The organism is Synechococcus sp. UW179B (assembly GCF_900474245.1).
Lineage (GTDB): Bacteria > Cyanobacteriota > Cyanobacteriia > PCC-6307 > Cyanobiaceae > Synechococcus_C.
Window position 1 is genome coordinate 61,675 of the sequence record NZ_UCNZ01000021.1, and the last position, 20,524, is coordinate 82,198.

The following is a 20,524-nucleotide window of genomic DNA, read 5'->3' on the forward strand; positions in this document are numbered from 1 at the left end:
GCCGTGCGCACTCTCCTAATTAGTGGTGCAAGTCGTGGGATTGGTCGAGCGGTCGCTGAACGCGCTCTTGCTGACGGCCATCGCCTCAGCCTTGGGCTTCGCGATTTGGAAGCGTTGAGACAGACCCCCCTTGACCCTGACTTGGTTGGGAGTGAACGGGTCTTGCTTCAGCCCTATGCGGCTGAGGACCCAGCGGCGGCTCAGGCCTGGGTTGATTCCACCATCGAGCATTTTGGTGGCTTCGACAGCGTGATCCATAGCGCTGGGATCTTCAGCCGTGTGCCGCTTCTGTTTGAGCCGAGCGAAGAGCATGAAATTGCCCACACCATCAATGTGAACCTGATGGGACCGTGGTGGTTGACGCGCGCCGCCTGGCCGCAGTTGGCATCCCATGGACAAGGTCGCATCCAGGTTTTGGTTTCCATGAGTGGGAAGCGCAGCAAGGGTCGCCTGGCGGCCTACAGCGCCAGCAAATTTGCCCTGCTTGGTCTCTGCCAAACCATGCGCAATGAGGGTTGGGCTGCAGGAATTCGGGTGACGGCGATTTGTCCTGGCTGGGTGAATACGGATATGGCGGCTGCTGTGCGCAGCGGTTCGAGCGATCGCTGGCCAACGCAGGCGATGGAAGCAGAAGCGATGACTCAGCCCGAGGACATCGCTTCGATGAGTGCTGAACTCTTGAAACTTCCCAACCGGGCGGTTCCCTTTGAGCTTGCGGTCAACTCCAGCCTGGAGTGATGCTTAGTTTTCCAGCAGGCTGCGCAGCATCCAGGCTGTTTTTTCGTGGATCTGAAGCCGTTGGGTGAGCAGGTCAGCAGTCGGTTCGTCGTTAGCAGCCTCTGCCAGCGGAAAGATGCTTCTTGCCGTGCGGGCCACGGCCTCATGGCCTGCCACCAGCTCACGCACCATGTCGAGGGCTGCAGGTTGTTGCTCTGCTTCTGGGATCGAGGCCAAGCCGGCCAGGGTGGATCCGCCATGGGGAGCCAAAACGCCGAGGGCGCGAATGCGTTCAGCGATGACGTCGAGGGCGTTCCACAGCTCGGTGTATTGGTTCATGAACATCAGGTGCAACGTGTTGAACATCGGCCCGGTCACGTTCCAATGGAAGCCGTGGGTTTTGCCGTACAGCACGTAGGTATCTGCGAGCAGGCGGCTGAGTGCAGCCGCGATCTCTTCCCGTTGTGCGCTGGTGATGCCGATGTCGATGGTGGAGTGACTAGCCATGGTTGATGAGAGATGAAACGGGTGGTTTGTTTAGGAATCCAGGGCTTGGATGTAATCCCGCACCTTGCTGCGGCGCTGGGGTTGGCGCAGCTTCAAAAGGGCTCGGGTTTCGATCTGCCGCACCCTCTCGCGGGAGAGGTTCATGTCTTCGCCGATTTGAGCGAGGGTTCGGGGGGTGTCGTCTTCAAGTCCAAAGCGACAGCGAATCACGGTGGCTTCCCTCGGGGTGAGCTCATCCAGCAGGTGTTCGAGATCGTCGTGGAGTGCATCACGGGTGAGGGTCTGCTCTGGTGTGGCGTGCTCGTCTTCGAGAAGCTCCCCAAGCTGGGTGTCTTGATCCCGGCCCACCTTGGTTTCCAGGGAGACGGAACGGGGGACGCGAGCCAGGGTTTGACGCACGGTGTCTTCGCTGACGCTGAGCTCCCTCGCAAGATCTGTCACCGAAGCGGTGCGCCCCTCTGTGCTGGCAATTTCTTGCTGCACCCGTTTGATGCGGTTGAGCTTTTCGGTGATGTGGACGGGGAGGCGGATGGTGCGGCTTTGAGTGGCGATCGCCCTGGTGATGCCTTGGCGAATCCACCAGTAGGAGTAGGTACTGAAGCGAAAGCCTCGGGTGGAATCGAACTTTTCGACCGCCCGTTCCAGCCCCAACGTGCCTTCCTGGACGAGATCCAGCAGCTCCATACCTCGGTGCTGGTACTTCTTCGCTACGGCCACCACCAAGCGCAAATTGGCCTGGATCATCCGGTCACGGGCCTTCCGCCCCTCACGCAGACGCCGCTGCAGGTCGCGGCTGTCGGAGGCGATCAGATCCGCCCAGGTTTGATAGCCCTCGGTGAGGGCCAGGTTCAGCTCTTGCAAAGGCATCTCGGCAGCCCGTGCCCATTCCTGTCTTGTGGGCCAGTGAGAGAGATGGTTCGCCTCTCTCAACTGCAGTTCCTCAAGGCATAGCAACCGTTCGATTGCCGGATGATCTTCGGCGAATTGACGTTCTTCGCGCTTTAGTCGCTCGTATTGCTGCACGAGGCGCGACAACACCACCTCGTCCTCAGCGGTGAGCAGGTCCACCCGACCAATGTCCTGCAAGTAGAGACGCAACAGGTCGTTGCCGCCGCTCCAGCGGATCGGGGTGGATCCCGTCGATGAGGAGCTGGCGGACAAAGGACTGAGAATTCGATGAGATGTCTCAAGGGTCTCGGTTTAAGCCAGTTGGTCTGCAGAAACGTCGGTTTCTGTTCGGGTTTTGCGCTCCGACTAGTCAGTGTTCTCTGTCACGGGATCGACCCAGGTGCTCGCGACATGCAGATCCTCGAGCTGCTGCCCGGAGACCCCTGCCGGCGCTGCCGTCATGAGGCAACGTGCCTGCTGGGTTTTCGGGAACGCAATCGTGTCGCGGATGGAGTCCTCTCCCGCGAGCAACATCACCATTCGGTCCACACCAAACGCCAGTCCACCGTGGGGAGGTGCGCCCATGTCGAGGGCATCAACCAAGAATCCGAACTGCTCTTGGGCCTCCTCTGGAGCGAGCCCAATGCTGTTCAGGACTTCACGTTGCAGGGCGGAGTCGTGGATGCGCAGGGAGCCCCCTCCTAGTTCCAGGCCGTTGAGAACCAGGTCGTAGGCCTGAGCTCGTGCGGTGGGGAGCTTTTTTGCCCAATCTTCAGCGTTATCGCCCAGGTCGGTGGTGTTTGGGGCGCAGAAGGGATGGTGCAGGGCTTCAAGCCGATTTTCGTCCTTGTTGAATTCGAACATCGGGAAATCGACGACCCAGAGAAAATTCCACTGATCGTTCTCCCTGTCGGCTTTCACGAGCCCCATCTCTTTGGCGAGATACTGGCGCACGCGGTCGAGAGCTTTGTTCACCGTCGCGGTGTCTCCAGCGCCAAAGAGCAGCAGGGTTCCGGGCTCAGCCCCGGTGCGCTGCAGCAGGGTTTGCTTTTGCTCGTCTGAGAGGTTGTCCTTGATGGCACCGATGGTGTCGATTTCGCCGCCCTCTCGCACCCGGATGAAGGCCAAGCCACCGGCTCCTGCCGCTTGGGCTTCGCTGAACACATCACCACCGGGTTTGATCCGCACATTGGACACAGCGTCATTGCCTCCGGCAACCGCAATGCACTTCACGGAGCCGCCGGACTTCACGGCTCCACTGAACACCTTGAAGCCCATGTCTTTCACAATGTCGCTCACATTGGTGAGCTCCATGCCGTAACGGGTGTCGGGGCGATCCGTGCCGTAGCGCTCCATCGCCTCGTGCCAGGTCAGGCGTGGAAAGGGCAGAGGTAGATCAATCCCTTTGACCGTTTTCCAGATGGCGGCAATCAGACGCTCGTTGAGAGCGAGGATCTCTTCCTGGCCCATGAAGCTCATCTCCATGTCCAGTTGCGTGAACTCAGGTTGCCGGTCCGCCCGTAGGTCCTCATCGCGGAAGCAGCGAGCCACTTGGTAGTACCGCTCAATGCCGCCCACCATCAGCAACTGCTTAAACAACTGCGGGGACTGGGGGAGTGCGAACCATTCACCACCGCAGACGCGACTGGGAAGGATGTAATCCCTGGCGCCCTCTGGGGTTGAGCGGGTCAGCACCGGAGTTTCCACTTCGATAAACCCTTCGTCTTCAAGGAATCGCCGTGCCGTTTGGATCGTTTGGGCCCGCAAGCGCAGGTTGTCGTTCATGCGCTTGCGGCGCAGATCTAAGAAGCGGTGGCGGAGGCGTAGTTCTTCGCGCGTGTTTTCCTCGTCATGCACAGACACAGGAAAGGGCAGCGTGCCCTTCACCCTGTTGAGCACGTGGATGCTGCTCGCTAAAACCTCCACCGCACCGGTGGCCAGGCGGTCATTCAGCGACTCACCAGGACGGGCCCGAACCAAGCCCACGACTTGCAAGACGGTTTCACTGCGCAAGTGTTCGGCAACGGCAAAGGCATCAGCACCTAAGTCGGGATCCACGGTGATTTGAACCGTGCCGCTGCGGTCGCGCAGGTCGATAAAAATCACCCCGCCATGGTCGCGGCGACGATCCACCCAGCCGCAGAGCTGAACGGTTTCGTCGATGTGCGTGTCGCGCAGGTCGCCGCATCCGTTGCTGCGCATGGGAGTTTCGCTGGAGAGAGGCGAGTTTCCCACAGCCTGTGCCCACAACCTGTGCCCAGGAGCCCGTGCCCCAACTAGGAACGGCGATAGAAGGGGCGTTTCACGACAGTGGCCGGCTGTAGCTGTCCACGGATCTCCACGCTGAGCTCTGTGCCGAGTTTGGCGAGGGCTGGGGGAACGGAGGCGAGAGCAATGGGCTCTTCGAGGGTGGGAGACCAGCTGCCGCTTGTCACCACGCCCACGGTCGTCCCGTTGTGGATGACGGGGTAATCGTGGCGAGCAATCGACCGCCCCTTCAGCTTCAAGCCCACCAGACGCTTGGACGGTCCCTGTTCAGCAGCTTGCTCGAGTGCGTCTCGTCCGATGAAGCTGGCTGGCATCTCCAGATGCACCAGCCACCCCAAGCCCGCCTCAAAGGGGGTGGTGCCGGCGTCCATGTCTTGGCCGTAGAGATGCATGGCTGCTTCCAGTCGCAGGGTGTCGCGAGCGCCAAGGCCGCAGGGTGTCACGCCCTCCCCAAGCAATTGCTGCCAGAGCTGCCGTCCGTCGTCTGCGTTGAGCAGCAGCTCCACGCCATCCTCTCCGGTGTAGCCCGTGCGGGCTGTGAAAACCGGAGCTTTCAGCCCGTGAATGTTGAGACTGCAGTGGCCAAAGCGCGGCAGCTCGCTGAGATCGCTGCCACTCAATCGCTCCAGCAGGCTGATGGCCGTTGGCCCTTGGAGAGCGACCAATACCCCGTCCTTCTTTTCGTCGAGGACCTGCAGATCAGCTTTCTCAAGATGGTGGCGAATCCAGGCTGTGTCGGTTTCTGCGCAAGCTGCATTGATCACAACCAGCAAGGTTTCGTGGTTCGCGTTTACCAACGATGGTCCGAGGTCGTAAATGATTAAGTCATCAATGATTCCGCCCTGCTCATTCAGCAACACCGAATAGCAGGCTTGCCCCGGACCGATTCGGTGCAGATCACTCGGTACGAGTTCTTGTAAAGCATCTTTGGGATTGGCACCTTCAATGCGCAGAACTCCCATGTGGGATATATCAAACATGCCACTGCCGTTGCGAACGGCCTTGTGCTCAGCCATGAGCCCTGAAAACTGAACGGGCATCTCCCATCCAGCGAAGGACACCATGCGACCTCCGGCCGCGATGCAGAGGTCATGGAGCGGTGTGAAGTTCAAGTCCATGACCGAGGTGCGAGCACGCAAATCCTATGAACCAACTTTGCGCTTGCATCGGAATGATTCCCGGAAGTGGAAGCAAAGCAGCAGATTGCGGCGGTTTTGTGGTCCGCTTTGGCAAGCGTCCTTAGTCTGAGCTCGCGTTTCAGCAGGCGTGATGTGACTCAGTCAAGTTGTCAATCCTGCGTGCATTGCACTCCCCCTGCAGCAACAGGATCTGGATGGTGTCGGTTGCGACGACTGACCGTTCATGCGGAGTTGGCGAGCCAGGTGTTTTGTCACCACTGGACGTGCCGTCCACCATCACTTCCCGAGCTCAATCTTCAGGAGCCTCTGTTGATCCCCATGGATCGTCAGTTGGATTTATGTGATTCGATGCAAACGTCTGATCAGGATTCCGAAAGAACCGTTCGGTTATGAATTCGGCTCAAAATTCATTTTGGTCGTGTTGGATTCTTTGTTGATGCTTGAGGGCTAGGGGGCTTATCAACGCCAAGTCTTAATGCTTGGTTGTTTGATCTTTCATGGCGTTGATTGAATGCCTGAGCGATGGTTTGCGTTGCTTATTGGGCCAGCAACAGCAGCAGGCTGCGTGTGACTTTGGCCGCCAAAACGCTACTAATCCCACTCGGATCGAGTTGAGGAGCGAGTTCCACCACGTCTGCTCCGATGAGGCGGTGATTGTTTAGTTCGTTGATGACGGCTGCGAAATCGTTCCACACAAATCCACCTGGTTCTGGGGTCCCTGTCCCTGGCATCACAGCCGGGTCGAACCAGTCGAGGTCCACCGTGAGGTAAATCGGCCGTCCCCTGAGCGCGTTCATTCGCTCCGGGATGTCTTGAATGGAGATCAGGCGTCCGCTGCGACGCAGTTCTTTGAACTCATCACAGGTGCCGCTACGGATTGCAATCTGCATGAGCTGTTGGCTGGGAAGCACCTCCAAACAGCGGCGCATGGCGCAGGCATGGCTGTGACGGGCTCCAAGCCACTCATGCCGGAGGTCGGCATGGGCGTCGAGTTGCACGAGCACGAGGTCGGGGTGGTGCTCCGCTACGGCAGCAACCGCACCAGAACTGATGGAATGCTCACCGCCCAGCATCAGCGGTTTCATCCCTGCAGCTAGCACTGTGCTGGTGGCGTGGCGCACGGCATTCACAACGGGCTCCGGATCGCCATAGGGAATCTCAACAGCTCCTATGTCGGCGTAAGCGATGTCTTCGAGGTCCCGATCCAGCTGGGGGCAGTAGGTCTCAAGACCAGTGCTCACCTCACGAATCGCGGCTGGGCCAAAGCGGGTGCCAGGGCGGAATGAGGTGGTGCCGTCATAGGGCACGCCAAAGAGGGCCACGCGGCACCCCTCAGGATTGCGCTGCGCTCCCATGAAAATCGCACCTTCATCGTCAAACAGGCTCTGATCCATCGGTTGGGCTTTGGGATTGGTCATGGATTCAGTTCCCGTTCAATGAAGGCTGGAATGGTGTGGAAGGCTCCTTGCTGCCAGCGGGGACTCCAGATGGCACACCCTTCGGCCACGGCCGTGGCGCGTTCGTTTTGAACGGTGAGGTAACGGGGCCCATCCTTTGCGGCAAAGGTCCAGCTCCACCAGCCACTGGGATACATCGGCACCCAGCCGTAAAGAGGATCAGCGTGGCCAAACAGCTCCCGAATGAGCTTCACCATGTCGATGTGCACTTGGCGGAAGGCTTCGGGTGATTCGCTTTGAGTGGCAAAGACACCCCCCGGCTTGAGGATGCGGCAGCAGTGGCCAAAGAAGGCACGGTTGAACAGGCCTTCCGCGGGCCCCGTGGGGTCGGATCCATCCACCAGCACAACGTCGTAAGACGCGTCTTCAGCTTCAGCAGCCCAGGCGATTCCATCACCAATTCTCAGCTGGAAGCGGGGGTCGTTCCAGCACCCGCCTCCGATTGAAGGGAGGTGTTCTTGACTGAGCTCCACAACCCGGCGGTCGATCTCCACCATGTCGAGGTGCTTCACCCCTGGGTGGCGCAGGCATTCGCGGGCGGTCCCGCCATCACCACCGCCGATCACCAGCACGCGCTCGATGGCCTCGGCCGAACAGAGCGCAGGATGGACTAATGGTTCGTGATAGTGGCGTTCCTGGTGTTCTGCCGTCATCCAGCAGCCGTCTAGGAGGAGTCCTTTCCCATAGCGATGGCTATCGATCACAGTGATGCGCTGAAACGGGCTGGTCTCGTCCACCAGCACGCGTCCCTCCAGGCCGTAGCGCACGCCGTTGTGGTGCTCATCGATCCAGTTGCCACTGGTCTGAGGTGCCGTGGTCATGGCGGGTCGCTAGACGTTCGCTCCATCCAGCTAAAACCAGCACCGGTTTGAAGGCGAAATGCCAAGGTCAGGGGTGTCAGTCGCTCGTTCAGCGATTGATGCCGTGACGGAGTGCTGGAACGATGCCCCAGGACCTCACCGTGAATGCTCGCCTGGTGATCCCTTCAAGGGAGCTTCAATGGCGGTTTTCTCGCGCTTCAGGTCCTGGAGGGCAGGGCGTGAACACGACGGATTCTCGGGTTGAGCTGGTGTTCGATCTGGCGAATTCGTCGGCGCTGGGCCCCTTTCGGCGACAACGGTTGATGGAGGTCCTGGGATCGCGACTGGTGGATGGTTGTGTGCGTGTGGTGGCCGCAGAGGAGCGATCTCAGTGGCAAAACCGCCAGCGAGCGATGGCTCGACTTGCTGATCTGTTGCGTGAGGGCTTGAAGCCACCGCCTCCCCAGCGCCGGGCTACGCGGCCTGGCAGAGGTGCGGTGCAGCGACGGCTTGAGGCCAAAGGGCGTCGCGGTCAGATCAAAAGAAATCGCCAACAGCGTCCGTCATTGGACGATTGATCGATGGGGCGCTTGCCCACTGTCAGCGGTGGTTGTTGGGTGCTGTGGGCTTGGAGGCTTGTTCAGCACGGATTGCCAGCTTTGCTTGTTGCCACACCATTTCAAGCTCCTTGATGTTGCGTCCTTGGAGATCTCCTCCCAGGGCGGTTTCCACGCGAGAGAAGCGATCGAGAAAGCGCTGGTTGGTGCCGGCGAGGCCTTCTTCCGGCTGGATCTCACACCAGCGAGCCACATTCACAAGCGTGAACAACAAGTCACCAAGCTCTTCCTGAGCATGTTGTTGATCACCAGAAGACACCGCTTCCTTGAGTTCATCAAGCTCCTCATGCACTTTGTCCCATACCCCCTTCATGTCATCCCACTCAAACCCCGCCTTGGCGGCTTTGCGCGAGATGGTCATCGCTCCAGCCAGAGCGGGTTGTCCACGGACTTTCTTGGTGAGTTGATCGCTCAATGGGCTGGTTGATTCGGAGGAAATCTCTCCCCGTTCGGCTTGTTCTGCGGCTTTGATGCTGTCCCAATTCGCGGAGACGGTTTCGCTGTCATGGGCTTCTGCATGGCCAAAGACATGCGGATGGCGGCGAATCAACTTGTCCGTGATTCCACGTGCAATCGCGTCGAGATCGAAGCGTTGTTGCTCCTGAGCGAGTTGGGCATGGAGCACCACTTGCAGAAGCAAATCGCCTAACTCCTCCTTGAGGTGCCGATCATCCCCGTGGCGGATCGCGTCCACGACTTCGTGAGCTTCCTCTAGGACATAGGGCACCAAGCTCTGATGCGTTTGCTTGAGGTCCCAAGGGCAACCGTGGTCGGGGTCGCGTAATTGCGCGACCACCTCGACCAGATCGTGCATGGCGTCGCTCATGGGGGTAGGTGGAGGATTCTTTAAGTCTCGTTGGCAGGACAGCCACCAGCCGTGCTCAACGAGGGCGTCAAGGTCAAGGTCAAGGTCAAGGCCAAGGCCAAGGTCAAGGTCAACCTCGGCGTCTTCGTCTTCGCTTGGGAGACAGAGGACGCTTGATCGGCAGTTTTGGCATGGGGTCCCCGTCCTGAATCAGATGCAGCCAAGCGCTTGCCTCAAGACCAATCAACCCGATCAAAATGGCGTTTGATGATTCGTTCCATGCCTGTTGCAGCCAGCTTCGCCATTGTTCTGGCGTAGGCGTTCCCCAGCGGCTGCCCAGCCAGCTGATCGCCGCTACGAGGAGGCTGAGATAGGCGAGCCGAATCGCCGTTCCTAGGAATGGACTGTGCGATAGCACCGAGCGGTGATGGATCAGGCGTTGGTAGGGCCACCACAGCCAGCGCAGCACACCCCAGCGTTGATAGGGCCTGGAATTGATATCGAGATCAGGGGAAAGAAAGAGGCCGCCGAATAAAAAGGCCGCGGCACTGCCGGCGGCACCACTGATCCCTAGCCATGGCCACCAGATGGCCCCGTAGATCAGAGCGAGGACACAGGTGGCGCGATCGTGCTTCCGGCCGGAAGCCATGCTTTAGAAACAGTGTTGGACGTAGCCTGCCACCTTCAGGCAGAATCCCTGTCTAAGGGCGATTAGCTCAGCGGTAGAGCGCCTGCCTTACAAGCAGGATGTCCCTGGTTCGAAACCTGGATCGCCCATCTCAGCTCACCTTCAAAAGTCCGTGTTTGCTGCGGCGCGACCCGGCTAGCGCTGCACTCCATGGCGCATGGCCATGGGCCGAGACATGGGATTTGCTTTGAGTAGAAATGACTACCAATTGAATCTTGATGGTTCTTTACATTCAATTGTAACGACTGCTTCGCCATGGGTTTGCCTCTCCACTTCCAATTCGAGAAGCTTCGGCTTCAGGGGGCTATCCAACAGGCCAGCGATATGGATGAGCTTAAAGAAGTAGCTGGACAGCTTTTAGACCTTTACTTCATGCAAAAGGCTGCTACAGCACGCGTCATTTCTGAAAAATAACGAGTTATCCCATGTCACAGGATCATTCCGAAGAAATCGTCGCGACTGTCCACTTAAGCCGAGAAGCGTTGCGATTGGCGTACAAAACCACTTGCGATGCGCTGCGCAATTGGCCTGGTGGTGATCCCCTCGAACAACAGTTTTTAGCAGAAAGCAAAGATCAGCTTTTCCGTTGTTTGCTTGAACAGTCGTTTGAACTTGAGGCTGGATGAGTTGTCGCTAGTGACTTGTTCGAGTATGGGTTTGCTCGTGAAGTGTTCGTCTAAATGTGTGCCTTAAAACTAGATAAGGGCTCCATCCGTTAAGTCGAGCAGCATGTCCTGGGTGATGGTCAAGCTGCTCGGATTTGTCTCATTGATTTGCTTAGCCTGAATGTTCAGAACCTCTTTGGTTTTGGCTTTTGGGTTATTGATTGCTCTAGTTGTCTGTGCCGCAACATAGGCCAGAAAAAGATCCATGCAGTGGGTGCTCAGGGTGTTGTCTCCCCTCGGCGTAATAAAGTTTTTCCATGAGGAGATTTGGTTTTGCTCCCATCGTTGCCTGTGCTGGAGTAGCCATCAGAGTAATAGCGGCAAGGGCGGAAAATAGTTTCATAGTTTTCATCCAATGAATTGATCTTTGTGGACCTTGTTAAAGGCCGATCGCATGCAATAAGCTCTCGCCCGTGATCATTTCTGTGACGACGGCAGCAACGAAGCCAAGCATTGCCAAGCGTCCATTGAGCTTTTCTGCACGCTCATGGAAGCCCCAACCAGCATCGGAGGCCGCATAGTCCATTAGTGGCTCTTTGGCATACACATTGTCGTGACCTTCGCCATCTCTGGTGACGAGGCCCATTGGGGTATGGAGGATTGTTGTGGTCATCGATGTCTCCAAGTGGGACCAGGTCGGTCTAGATCTGCTCCCCTACGCCTGGAAGGGGGGCAGCCGTATCGGAAGGTTCGGTTTCAGGACCTGACTATTTCGTCTTGGCGTGAGTATTGAACGGTCTGTTTTTGCTTTGAGCGTGCGCCATGCTCTTAGACCTCATTTATGAACTTCCTTCACTCATGTATTGAGTTGCGTTAGTCAGGTGTTTGAAGGACAGCTGTAATGCTGTGGGGCCTTTGCATGAGTTCTTCGTTGAACTCCATTGCTAAATGTTGTGCTTCCATTGCATCTGAGGCATAGACATTGTCTTCATGAGTCGATCCGAATGAATCTCGATATCGAATGGCGTAGCGTTTATAGGGTTGCTGGATGGACATAAAAGTTGCGCTGAGCTTGATCAGATGGGAATGAAATGTGTCCTGCCTGCAGTGAAGGCGGCAGGACACGTTGAAGGACGAGGTGAGTGGTGTGTTGTGATTAACCAGCAATCGCTGAAATGCTGTAAGGAGCCTCAGGAAAACTGGTTGGCATTGGGTCAAGTTTGCCTTGGGCTAATGCTTTGGCGCGTTGATACATTTGGCTCGATGTTGCGCCTGATGCCTCCATGGCTTTGGCAACAACGTCCCAATTACGAATTTCAGTGGACATTTGAATTCAATTCAGAACCCACAAATAATCGCTAGTTGATCGCGTGTGGCGTGACAGTGAAATCCCCCCATCGCCCGAACACGCGTTTGCGCTGAGCTGTCGATACAGTCTTTTCAAATAGTGGTTTGGTGTTGACCACGGCCGAAAGACTTTTTGGCTTGCGCTTTGCTCGCTCGAGCGATAAGGAGCAATTGCAAAGATTGGCTGACATCCAGTCAGTCAAGAGCCATGGTTGAAGTTTGTGGTGTAACTGGATGCTGAAAGTTGAACATGTGGCAATTGCCTGCTTTGCCGCATTGCAATCACTCTCCTTTGCTGGCCTGCCTGTGAGTGCGGCTCAAAATTGTGGTCCTAATCGGCACTGGGTTCAGACGGGCGCGGGATACGGCTCTGGATATTGCAAACCCAAAAACAGGCGGGACCATCAAGTTTGTGCGATCGGCTATCACTACGAAGGTCGTGGTGTTTGCAAACGCAACGGAGACTGGTGGAAAGGGCGTAGGCCAATTAACTGGGGGCCTCGCTATGAACCTCAGAAACCAGAAGGTGGCGTCACATTCCAAGGTCCTAACGGTGGAAAGATTCGAGTGAAATGGTGAGATCTTTTTGGTCTTAAATGGGTTGCTGCAATCTGTCTTTTCCCCGTGTCATGCGGGGTTTTTTATGGTTTGTGCCTGAGTTATGCCTACGCTGATTTCTTTCGTTCAGGCAGTGACTTTGCGGTGATAGGTGATTTGGCGAAATGCAATGCGCGGACATGGATTCGCTCAGATGCCATTCGTTGTTCCGTAAGCGATGAAACGATTTCTTGTTGGATGGTTTCTTCTGGCTGCGCGATTGGTCATGATCAAGCTTGATCCTTGGGGAGCAGCTCATGTCAAAAGCACGCGAAATGATCAATGCCCATCTATATCCAGTGCTGGCTACATTTTCTGTAATTTATTTTTCGATCCAAATCGCTCCGATTGCCAATCAAGCTCGATATTTTGACCATTGTGTGGATGAAGTCATTCAGGAAGCCAAAGGTAGTTTTGCTCAGAAACGGGCCTTTGCCGTTAACCGCTGCAGTGGAAGTTGATCCGTGTGTGCAGGCTGATTAAGGCTGATTGTGTTGGCACTCAGAGCAAATGCCGAAGAATTCCAAGGTGTGGAACAACATCTTGAAGCCAGACTGTTCTTCGGGTGTGATGGAGACTCCGTGAATTGGGCAGTGATCCAAAGCCTTCGTGCTTCCACAGTCCACACACGTGAGGTGATGGCGATCCTGTTCAACCGGGGCATAGAGGGCCTCCCCAGTCGGTAGATGGCGACAGCGCACGAGACCCTGCTGCTGTAGTTGCCTGAGGTTCCTATACACCGTGGCGAGTCCCATGGAACTGGACCCGCTCTCTAAGAGCCGATGAAGCTGTTGCCCACTCATTTCGTCACCACAGTGACGCAAGGCTTCGAGCAGGCGTTGTTGTCGATTTCGGCTTGCGGACGGCTGGGTCTTCATGGTGATTCAGACCTTGCTCATTGAGGATTGAATCATGTCTTCGCTGGTCGTCCAAAGACGCTCGCGTTGTTGGGGGTCTCTGGCCGTACGGGCCACAGGCTGACGTGTTGGCATTCCACGCATGGAGGCAAACCCACCTGGACCGAAATGCTCTCCACCCTTAGCGCTGCTCGCTGTTGCGGCATGCAATTGGGGCAGTGCGCCCATCGCGGCACTTTGGAATAAGGGATCCATGAGCCGGTAGGCCAGAGACTCTTGCCAGGCACCGGTCGCGGCAATGGAGACCGGTTGAAGATTGGTACGGGCCAGGCCTGGATGGGCGGCGAGAGAGATCACGGTGCTGTTTTGCTGCTGAAGCCGCTGGTTGAGCTCGAGCGCAAACATCACATTGGCCAATTTGCTTTGGCCGTAGGCACTCCATCGGTCGTAGCGCTGCTCACCTTGCAGATCTGACCACTGCATTTTGCCGAAATATTGAGCGCCAGAGGTCACCGTGACCACACGCGCATCAGAGCGGCCTTCCATCAGGGGAAGAAGCCTTTGGGTGAGAGCCATGTGCCCAAGATGGTTCACAGCAAACTGCATTTCGAAGCCTTGGACGCTCAACCGTCGTGGGGGTGCCATCAGGCCCGCGTTGTTGATCAACAGGTCCAGGCGTCCGTATCGCTCTTGGACAACGTTGGCGCAACGTTCAACACTGTTGAGATCGGATAAATCAAGATCCAACAGGTCAACGCCCGTTCTGCCGAGATCCAGCAAGTCACGGCGTGCCGCTTCGCTTTTGCGTTGGCTGCGGCATGCCATGAGCACGGTGGCACCTTTTTGCAAAAGCGCACGCGTGGTTTCTAAGCCCAGGCCGCTGTTGGCCCCGGTGACGAGGGCCACGCGTCCAGTTTGGTCTGGGATGTCCTTCAGGGTCCAGCCCATGGAGCAGGCGTCAGAGAGCGTCCAGTCTCGCTGTTGGAATCAGTCTTCGGGGAACAGTAAGTCGGCTAGCTCGTCGGCATCCACGTCGTAGACACGGGCAAGGGACGTTTCGATCGCGCTCGTTACTTCGCCTGGGAGGAATCTCATGGCGTTGAGGGCGTCTTCGGCGATCTCGTCTGTCAGGAGCTGGTCATCGCCTTCGAGCTTCTCGTCATTGATGACGGCCATCACCCAGCTCTGATAGGCGTACACCAGATCCGAGAATTCGAGTTCGGGATCGTTGAGATCCAGGGTCATGGTCCGAGCCGGTCGTTGGCGTTCCTAGTTTGACCTCCAGGGGGGAAGATGTCTTGCAGCAGATGTTCGGTATGAGCCTTCCGGATCCTGATCAACTGCAGGGAACCCTTGTGGACTTCGCTCTTTTGGAGCTGATTCGACAGCACCGTCTCAGTTTTCAACCGCTGTGGACTGTGGACAGTTGGGCCAAATTGATGATCTGGCTTGCCTTGAATTGCGGACTTTCTGGTGATGCAGACAGTTTTGAGCATTTCGCTCAGGCGCTAGGCGAACGGATCACCACGCGGATGCGCCGCACGTTTTTTGAGCGAGAGCTGGGCGATCTTGAGTTGCATGTCTTGGCGGATCCAGCTGATTCTCAAGTGCTGTTGCTGTCTCAGGCCCCGCAGGACCCTGCGGTTTTGGCTCCGGAGTGCTTGACCCGTGCCTTGAAGCGGGTTGATTTGTTGGAGCTTGTGAGTGCCGATCGCAGTCAGTGGCAAGCCCTCGATGGCGTTGTTGCGATTCCTTGGAAACGTCTTGAAGCCTGATGACTACTGACTTGATCGCTCGGTATCGCAACGCCGGTTTTGAAGCGGTGGCGGATGGTGCCATGGCCTTTTTTGATCGCCGCAGGGATCTGCAGCGGGCTGGGGTGGCCTTTGGGCCTGGCGGTGCTGATGAGGAACCGGCCAAGGTGTCAACGGATATCAGCTTGGTTGCGATTGATCGCAGTGATCCAGACGCCTTCGGATTGTCGGAGGTGATCTTGCGCGGCGTTGCTGCGGGTTTAGAGCGCTATCTGCAAGAAAGACCTCTGTTCCGTTCGGTTTGCCCTGATCAAGAGTTGTTTGTAATGCCGATCTTCAACTTGCAGCGGTATGCGCCTGGAGAAGGTTTTAAGCAGTGGCATTGCGATTGGACGATCAGCGATGAAGCGACTGAGCCCGTGCATCGCGTGCTGGCTTGGATTCTTTATTGCGACACGGTGGAAGAAGCAGGCACGGAATTCCATTGGCAGAACCATCACGAACCTGCCGAGCGCGGGAAGTTAGTGATTTTCCCTGCGGGTCCATCGCATATTCATCGGGGCCGGGTGAATCCGGATCTCAGTAAAACGATTGCCACGGGTTGGATCAATGCTGGTTCGCGGCAGGGGTATCTGCAGCGCCTGGCGCAAGGGGAAGACAAGGACTCCCTCTCCCTGGCGTGACGTTGAGGTTGGTTCAGGCTTGCCAATTTTTCATTGTCCACAGCAACTCACCGGCATCCCAGCTGCAGAGATCGAAGTTGTGGATCGCGGTTGCATCGGACGCATCGAGCAAGCGTTGGGCGTAATGCTTCACCAGTGCCGCAGGGTCGATCTCAACCCCTGCCTGGGCGGCCAGTTCGCCCACGGCACCAGCGGTGGTGGCCATCCGCAGGCCCCTCTTCAGATCGTCATTTTGGTCCACAGCTTCAAGCATCTGCTCGATTGCAGCGCTGAGATCGTTGGAAGTGGAGTCCATGGATCCTCGGCATTGATGCCGTTTGATCATCGCTGTCAAGCCGCCTGAAAACGTCTTTTGCGACCATGAATGGCGTGTATGGGCTCTACCCGTGTCGGATCTGGCGAAGACCTATGACCCGGTTGGTACGGAAGCCAGATGGCAGAAGGCCTGGGAGGACGAGGGGGCCTTTCATCCCGATCCTGCGGCTGAGGGCGAACCGTTTGCGGTGGTGATCCCTCCGCCCAATGTCACAGGCAGCCTGCACATGGGGCATGCCTTCAATACCGCTCTGATCGATACGATCGTTCGCTACCAACGGTTGGCCGGCAAAAATGTGCTTTGCCTGCCTGGCACGGATCACGCTTCGATTGCCGTGCAGACCATTCTTGAGAAGCAGCTGAAGGAGGAGGGCAAAACGCGCCATGACCTTGGGCGTGAGGCCTTTTTGGAGCGGGCTTGGACGTGGAAAGCGGATAGTGGCGGGCGCATCGTTGATCAGTTGCGCCGGTTGGGGTATTCCGTCGACTGGAAGCGACAACGCTTCACGTTGGATGAAGGCCTGAGCGAGGCGGTGAAAGAGGCCTTCGTTCGGTTGCATGAGCAGGGCCTGATTTACCGCGGCGAGTATCTGGTGAATTGGTGCCCCGCTTCGGGCTCCGCGGTGAGTGATCTGGAGGTGGAGATGAAGGAGGTGGATGGCCATCTCTGGCATTTCCGCTATCCGCTCAGCAGTGGTGAGGGCCATCTCGAAGTGGCCACCACCCGGCCAGAAACCATGCTCGGTGACACGGCGGTGGCGGTGAACCCCAGCGATGAGCGCTATGCCCATTTGGTTGGTCAAACCCTTGATCTGCCTTTTACCGGCCGTCAGATCCCGATCGTTGCCGACGATCACGTGGAGAAGGAGTTTGGGACTGGCTGCGTCAAGGTCACACCAGCTCATGACCCCAATGACTTTGCGATCGGGCAGCGTCACGGACTGGCTCAGATCACGGTGATGCGCAAGAACGGCACGATGAATGCCGAGGCGGGTCGCTTCGAAGGGATGGATCGCTTTGAGGCGCGTAAGGCTGTGGTGGCAGCCCTTGATCAGGAGGGTTTGTTGGTCAAGGTGGAGGACTATCGGCATACGGTTCCCCACTCCGATCGGGGCAAGGTACCTGTGGAGCCTCTGCTCTCTACCCAGTGGTTTGTGAACACGGAGCCCCTTGCGGCACGCTGTCGTGAGGCCCTCACGAAACAGGATCCTCGCTTCATTCCTGAGCGCTGGGAGAAGGTCTATCGCGACTGGCTCACGGATATTCGCGATTGGTGCATTAGCCGTCAGCTGTGGTGGGGCCATCGCATCCCCGCCTGGTTTGTGATTAGTGAGACCGGCGGCCGATACACCGACACCACTCCTTATGTCGTGGCGCGGAATGAGGCGGATGCTCTGGCCCAAGCCCAAGAAAAGTTTGGTGCTAGTGCACAGATTGAGCAGGATGAGGACGTGCTCGACACCTGGTTTTCCAGTGGTCTTTGGCCGTTCTCAACCTTGGGGTGGCCCGATGCGAATGCCGCTGATTTTCAGCGCTGGTATCCCACCAGCACGTTGATCACGGGTTTCGACATCATCTTTTTCTGGGTGGCCCGGATGACGATGATGGCGGGCGCTTTCACGGGTGAGATGCCGTTTAAGGACGTTTATATCCATGGGCTGGTGCGGGACGAGCAGAACCGCAAGATGAGCAAAAGTGCCGGCAACGGCATCGACCCACTGCTCTTGATTGAGCGCTACGGCACCGATGCCTTGCGCTTCGCCTTGGTGCGGGAAGTGGCGGGTGCCGGTCAGGACATCCGCCTGGATTACGACCGCAAGAAGGACACCTCTGCCACGGTGGAGGCGTCGCGCAACTTCGCCAACAAGCTCTGGAATGCCACTCGGTTCGCCCTGATGAATCTGGGTGGGGCCACACCCGCGCAGCTTGGTGAGCCTGATCCGTCAGCGTTGCAGCTCGCCGACCGTTGGATTCTGTCGCGGTTGGCGCGCGTGAATCAGGAAACGGCAGCGCGATACAGCAGTTATGCCCTTGGTGAAGCCTCTAAAGGCTTGTATGAGTTTGCTTGGAATGATGTTTGCGACTGGTACTTGGAATTGAGCAAGCGCAGGCTCAATCCCGGCGACAGTCCTGCGGCGGAAGCATTGGCGGATCAGCTCACCGCTCAGCAGGTGCTGGCCAAGGTGATCAGCCAAATGCACTTGATGTTGCACCCGTTGATGCCTCACCTCACGGAGGAGCTTTGGCACAGCGTCACCGGTGAACCAGAGACCACTTTCCTGGCACTTCAGCCCTGGCCTGTCCTGGATCAAGCCGCGCTGGATGATGGGCTTGAGGCCTCCTTTGCTGAACTGATTGCTGCGATCCGTGTGGTGCGCAACTTGCGAGCGGTTGCTGGCTTGAAGCCATCGCAATCAGTGCCCGTGCGTTTTGTGACGGGCCGCCCAGAGCTGATGGCGGTGCTGGAACAAGGGACGGCTGAAATCACGGCTTTGACCCGCGCCGACTCGGTTGCTGTCATGACGCCTGCTCAGGCCGATGCTGCGCCGGTGGCGAAAGCACTGGCTGGTGTGAGCGGTGAGTTGCAAGTGTTACTGCCCATCGAAGGCCTGGTGGATCTTGAGGCGCTTCAGGGCCGTCTTGAAAAAGACATCGCCAAAGCGGAGAAGGAGATCAAAGGATTGGCGGGGCGTTTAGGGAATCCAAACTTCACAGATAAAGCACCACCAGCTGTGGTGGCGGAATGCCAAGCCAATCTGGAAGAAGCGAAGGCACAGGCTCAGTTGGCGCGTAAACGTTTAGCGGATATGGGGTGAGCTGTTTTTGAAGTGACTGCTTGTCAGGATTCGAGTCTTTTCCTTAGCTGCTCAGGGACCGCATCCAAGGCGATCCAGATGGAAACAGACCCGCCTTTGCATTCAAACGGTCCCCAACCATCACTGTTTGTGATCACGGGTTTTGGGCAGTGATGAGTGATATCAACGAATTTTGTATTCGGCTTACCTACGTCCATCCATTTTTGCCCCATCTCTCCATCACTCAGCAAAACAGCCAGGCCAAAGGGATGAAGCTCAGTACCTAATCGGGTCCATCCAACAATATTTGGATCATCAAAATAGTTAATTTGATCACCATAGGCAAAATATTTTCTCGCGAAAAGCATCCTATCTATGAGATATTTATGGCTGGTCATTGTGACAGATTGCATCTCTCCATTCGTTCCATAATCACTGTATTCGGCGCCATAATAATCAGGATAAAATACGCATGGGTATCCTTCGGCCCTCAAAAGTATAAATGAATATGCGAGTGGCTTGAACCAATCTTCGACTGGAGACTCGAGGGATTGAAGGGGTTGTGTATCATGATTCTCTACAAGTGTTACTGCCAGTAATGGCACTTCCTGCATGAGCGTGTCATTAAGAATCGTGCTCATATCAAATTGACCACCTGATTTGCTGGCGCGATGGAAATTAAAATGAAGAGGCGCGTCAAAAAGTGACATTTGGCCTTCAGTCTTTGATATATAGTTGCAGATAGTATTGATGTCATAGGTCCAAAATTCGCCAACAACAAAAACATCTTTGCCTGCGTATTCTTCAATATGTTTTATCCATTCAACAAAAAAATTGCTATTGATGTGTTTAATAGCGTCAAGCCTGAATCCTGTGGCTCCAGTTTGTTCTAAAGTCCACTCACCCCAGAATTTGAGCTCATTTCTGACATCAGGGTGATCTAGATCTAGATCACACCCCATTAAGAAATCATAATTACCGCGCTCTCCATCAACGTCAGCCTCCAGGGGTTTGTCTTTAACTTGCCAAACAGCTGGATAACCTGAATTTAAGCTATTACAGTCTACGGAATCAAAGTGATTCCAATTCCATTTCATTTTGGAATGAATGTCACCTCTTCCTGGGAAGTTAAAACCAGTCCAAGAGCGGATTCTTTGTGCTGGGCCTAATGCGTGGTGGCGATTGTATTCATCCAGTGGCACCGCCTCAAACTCTTCTTCATAATCACCACCTATTTTGTGGTTAAAAACAGCATCTGCATAAACTTCAATTCCGTTAGCACGACAAGTTTTTATAGCACTTAAGTATTCAGATTTAGTACCATATTTTGTTCGAATACATCCTTTCTGATCGAATTCGCCCAGGTCAAATAGATCATATATTGCATAGCCAGTATCGTTAATGCCATTCATTCCTTTGCAGGCAGGTGGAAGCCAAACGGCGGTAATTCCAGCACGAGCAAGATTTGACGCTTCCCTTTCGAGTCGGCTCCAATGTGAACCATCATTGTTGCTATACCAATGAAACCATTGCATCATTGTTCCATTAAATTCACCAATATTCTTTTGCGATAGTAATCCTGGAGAGTGAATCTCTAACCACTCCTGAATAGAGGTGAGGATATCTTGACTCCCTTGTGTAGTTGCCTCAGAGAGCGAATCGTGATTAGACTTTGACATTAGATC

General features: G+C 56.1%; 26 protein-coding genes and 1 tRNA gene. 11 read left to right on the forward strand and 16 right to left on the reverse strand.

Going from position 1 to position 20,524, the window contains the following annotated elements:
- The first annotated feature begins 3 nt into the window (after positions 1–3).
- Complete coding sequence (locus tag DXY38_RS09045; RefSeq protein ID WP_115071369.1) at positions 4–738, forward strand: SDR family NAD(P)-dependent oxidoreductase; 735 nt, start codon at positions 4–6, stop codon at positions 736–738.
- A 3-nt stretch (positions 739–741) separates the two neighbouring features.
- Here DXY38_RS09045 and DXY38_RS09050 read toward each other — a convergent pair whose 3' ends face one another.
- The 4 genes from DXY38_RS09050 to gcvT form a co-directional block, all read right to left on the reverse strand.
- Positions 742–1,224, reverse strand: coding sequence for a Dps family protein (locus DXY38_RS09050; RefSeq protein ID WP_115071370.1), 483 nt, complete (start codon positions 1,222–1,224; stop codon positions 742–744).
- A gap of 30 nt (positions 1,225–1,254) precedes the next feature.
- Positions 1,255–2,385, reverse strand: coding sequence for an RNA polymerase sigma factor, RpoD/SigA family (locus DXY38_RS09055; protein ID WP_115071371.1), 1,131 nt, complete (start codon positions 2,383–2,385; stop codon positions 1,255–1,257).
- Between the two features lie 93 nt (positions 2,386–2,478).
- A complete protein-coding gene (aspS, locus tag DXY38_RS09060; RefSeq protein ID WP_115071412.1) occupies positions 2,479–4,314 on the reverse strand; it encodes an aspartate--tRNA ligase in 1,836 nt (611 codons plus the stop codon).
- Between the two features lie 74 nt (positions 4,315–4,388).
- Positions 4,389–5,498 carry a glycine cleavage system aminomethyltransferase GcvT gene (gcvT, locus tag DXY38_RS09065; protein ID WP_115071372.1) on the reverse strand — a complete coding sequence of 370 codons (1,110 nt, stop codon included), beginning with the start codon at positions 5,496–5,498 and terminating at the stop codon, positions 4,389–4,391.
- Positions 5,499–5,723: 225 nt separating this feature from the next.
- On the opposite strand from gcvT, the gene DXY38_RS09070 reads away from it, so the two are divergent.
- Positions 5,724–5,912 carry a hypothetical protein gene (locus DXY38_RS09070; RefSeq protein WP_244279074.1) on the forward strand — a complete coding sequence of 63 codons (189 nt, stop codon included), beginning with the start codon at positions 5,724–5,726 and terminating at the stop codon, positions 5,910–5,912.
- 143 nt (positions 5,913–6,055) lie between these two features.
- On the opposite strand, the gene speB is transcribed toward DXY38_RS09070, so the two are convergent.
- Both speB and speE read right to left on the reverse strand, forming a co-directional pair.
- Positions 6,056–6,937, reverse strand: a complete 882-nt coding sequence (speB, locus tag DXY38_RS09075; protein WP_115071373.1) for an agmatinase — start codon at positions 6,935–6,937, stop codon at positions 6,056–6,058.
- Entirely contained in the window at positions 6,934–7,797 is an 864-nt protein-coding gene (gene speE, locus DXY38_RS09080; RefSeq protein ID WP_115071374.1) for a polyamine aminopropyltransferase, read from the reverse strand. Before speE ends, speB begins: the two co-directional genes overlap by 4 nt.
- Positions 7,798–7,919: 122 nt before the next feature.
- Here speE and arfB point away from each other — a divergent pair, with 122 nt between their 5' ends.
- Positions 7,920–8,354 carry an alternative ribosome rescue aminoacyl-tRNA hydrolase ArfB gene (arfB, locus tag DXY38_RS09085; protein WP_115071375.1) on the forward strand — a complete coding sequence of 145 codons (435 nt, stop codon included), beginning with the start codon at positions 7,920–7,922 and terminating at the stop codon, positions 8,352–8,354.
- A gap of 22 nt (positions 8,355–8,376) precedes the next feature.
- Here the strand turns inward: arfB and mazG are convergent, their stop codons facing one another.
- Both mazG and DXY38_RS09095 read right to left on the reverse strand, forming a co-directional pair.
- Positions 8,377–9,219 carry a nucleoside triphosphate pyrophosphohydrolase gene (mazG, locus tag DXY38_RS09090; protein ID WP_115071376.1) on the reverse strand — a complete coding sequence of 281 codons (843 nt, stop codon included), beginning with the start codon at positions 9,217–9,219 and terminating at the stop codon, positions 8,377–8,379.
- 109 nt (positions 9,220–9,328) lie between these two features.
- Entirely contained in the window at positions 9,329–9,847 is a 519-nt protein-coding gene (locus tag DXY38_RS09095; RefSeq protein ID WP_115071377.1) for a metal-binding protein, read from the reverse strand.
- Positions 9,848–9,903: 56 nt separating this feature from the next.
- Here DXY38_RS09095 and DXY38_RS09100 point away from each other — a divergent pair.
- The 3 genes from DXY38_RS09100 (at position 9,904) to DXY38_RS09105 (ending at position 10,512) form a co-directional block, all read left to right on the forward strand.
- Positions 9,904–9,975, forward strand: a tRNA-Val gene (locus tag DXY38_RS09100).
- Positions 9,976–10,141: 166 nt separating this feature from the next.
- Positions 10,142–10,300, forward strand: a complete 159-nt coding sequence (locus DXY38_RS13700; RefSeq protein ID WP_006854200.1) for a hypothetical protein — start codon at positions 10,142–10,144, stop codon at positions 10,298–10,300.
- Between the two features lie 11 nt (positions 10,301–10,311).
- Positions 10,312–10,512, forward strand: a complete 201-nt coding sequence (locus DXY38_RS09105) for a hypothetical protein (protein ID WP_006854199.1) — start codon at positions 10,312–10,314, stop codon at positions 10,510–10,512.
- A 69-nt stretch (positions 10,513–10,581) separates the two neighbouring features.
- On the opposite strand, the gene DXY38_RS13705 is transcribed toward DXY38_RS09105, so the two are convergent.
- From DXY38_RS13705 to DXY38_RS13710, 3 genes are all read right to left on the reverse strand, one after another.
- Positions 10,582–10,758: a hypothetical protein gene (locus DXY38_RS13705; protein WP_170952906.1), complete on the reverse strand. Its 177-nt coding sequence runs from the start codon at positions 10,756–10,758 to the stop codon at positions 10,582–10,584.
- 172 nt (positions 10,759–10,930) lie between these two features.
- A complete protein-coding gene (locus DXY38_RS09115; protein WP_115071379.1) occupies positions 10,931–11,164 on the reverse strand; it encodes a chlorophyll a/b-binding protein in 234 nt (77 codons plus the stop codon).
- Positions 11,165–11,647: 483 nt separating this feature from the next.
- The gene (locus DXY38_RS13710) at positions 11,648–11,818 is read right to left on the reverse strand and encodes a hypothetical protein (protein ID WP_006854194.1); all 171 of its coding nucleotides are present in this window, start codon (positions 11,816–11,818) and stop codon (positions 11,648–11,650) included.
- Positions 11,819–12,072: 254 nt separating this feature from the next.
- Here DXY38_RS13710 and DXY38_RS09125 point away from each other — a divergent pair, with 254 nt between their 5' ends.
- Both DXY38_RS09125 and DXY38_RS09135 read left to right on the forward strand, forming a co-directional pair.
- Positions 12,073–12,417 (forward strand): hypothetical protein, encoded by a 345-nt coding sequence (locus DXY38_RS09125; RefSeq protein WP_115071380.1) that lies wholly within the window; start codon positions 12,073–12,075, stop codon positions 12,415–12,417.
- Positions 12,418–12,692: 275 nt separating this feature from the next.
- Positions 12,693–12,896, forward strand: coding sequence for a hypothetical protein (locus tag DXY38_RS09135; protein ID WP_115071413.1), 204 nt, complete (start codon positions 12,693–12,695; stop codon positions 12,894–12,896).
- Positions 12,897–12,914: 18 nt separating this feature from the next.
- Here the strand turns inward: DXY38_RS09135 and DXY38_RS09140 are convergent, their stop codons facing one another.
- The 3 genes from DXY38_RS09140 to DXY38_RS09150 are packed head-to-tail and all read right to left on the reverse strand — an operon-like array spanning position 12,915 to position 14,537.
- Positions 12,915–13,313, reverse strand: coding sequence for a transcriptional repressor (locus DXY38_RS09140; protein ID WP_115071382.1), 399 nt, complete (start codon positions 13,311–13,313; stop codon positions 12,915–12,917).
- Between the two features lie 6 nt (positions 13,314–13,319).
- On the reverse strand, positions 13,320–14,240 hold the full coding sequence (locus tag DXY38_RS09145) for an oxidoreductase (RefSeq protein WP_115071383.1): 921 nt from the start codon (positions 14,238–14,240) through the stop codon (positions 13,320–13,322).
- A gap of 39 nt (positions 14,241–14,279) precedes the next feature.
- The gene (locus tag DXY38_RS09150) at positions 14,280–14,537 is read right to left on the reverse strand and encodes a hypothetical protein (RefSeq protein ID WP_006854188.1); all 258 of its coding nucleotides are present in this window, start codon (positions 14,535–14,537) and stop codon (positions 14,280–14,282) included.
- 62 nt (positions 14,538–14,599) lie between these two features.
- On the opposite strand from DXY38_RS09150, the gene DXY38_RS09155 reads away from it, so the two are divergent.
- A complete protein-coding gene (locus DXY38_RS09155) occupies positions 14,600–15,067 on the forward strand; it encodes a hypothetical protein (RefSeq protein ID WP_006854187.1) in 468 nt (155 codons plus the stop codon).
- Complete coding sequence (locus tag DXY38_RS09160; protein WP_115071384.1) at positions 15,067–15,729, forward strand: 2OG-Fe(II) oxygenase; 663 nt, start codon at positions 15,067–15,069, stop codon at positions 15,727–15,729. The genes DXY38_RS09155 and DXY38_RS09160 overlap by 1 nt, the downstream gene beginning before the upstream one ends.
- Before the next feature lie 13 nt (positions 15,730–15,742).
- Here DXY38_RS09160 and DXY38_RS09165 read toward each other — a convergent pair whose 3' ends face one another.
- Positions 15,743–16,024: a hypothetical protein gene (locus DXY38_RS09165; RefSeq protein WP_244279075.1), complete on the reverse strand. Its 282-nt coding sequence runs from the start codon at positions 16,022–16,024 to the stop codon at positions 15,743–15,745.
- A 91-nt stretch (positions 16,025–16,115) separates the two neighbouring features.
- Here DXY38_RS09165 and DXY38_RS09170 point away from each other — a divergent pair, with 91 nt between their 5' ends.
- A complete protein-coding gene (locus DXY38_RS09170; RefSeq protein ID WP_115071385.1) occupies positions 16,116–18,860 on the forward strand; it encodes a valine--tRNA ligase in 2,745 nt (914 codons plus the stop codon).
- Between the two features lie 23 nt (positions 18,861–18,883).
- Here DXY38_RS09170 and DXY38_RS09175 read toward each other — a convergent pair whose 3' ends face one another.
- A complete protein-coding gene (locus DXY38_RS09175; RefSeq protein WP_244279076.1) occupies positions 18,884–20,518 on the reverse strand; it encodes an alpha-amylase in 1,635 nt (544 codons plus the stop codon).
- Positions 20,519–20,524 lie beyond the last annotated feature (6 nt).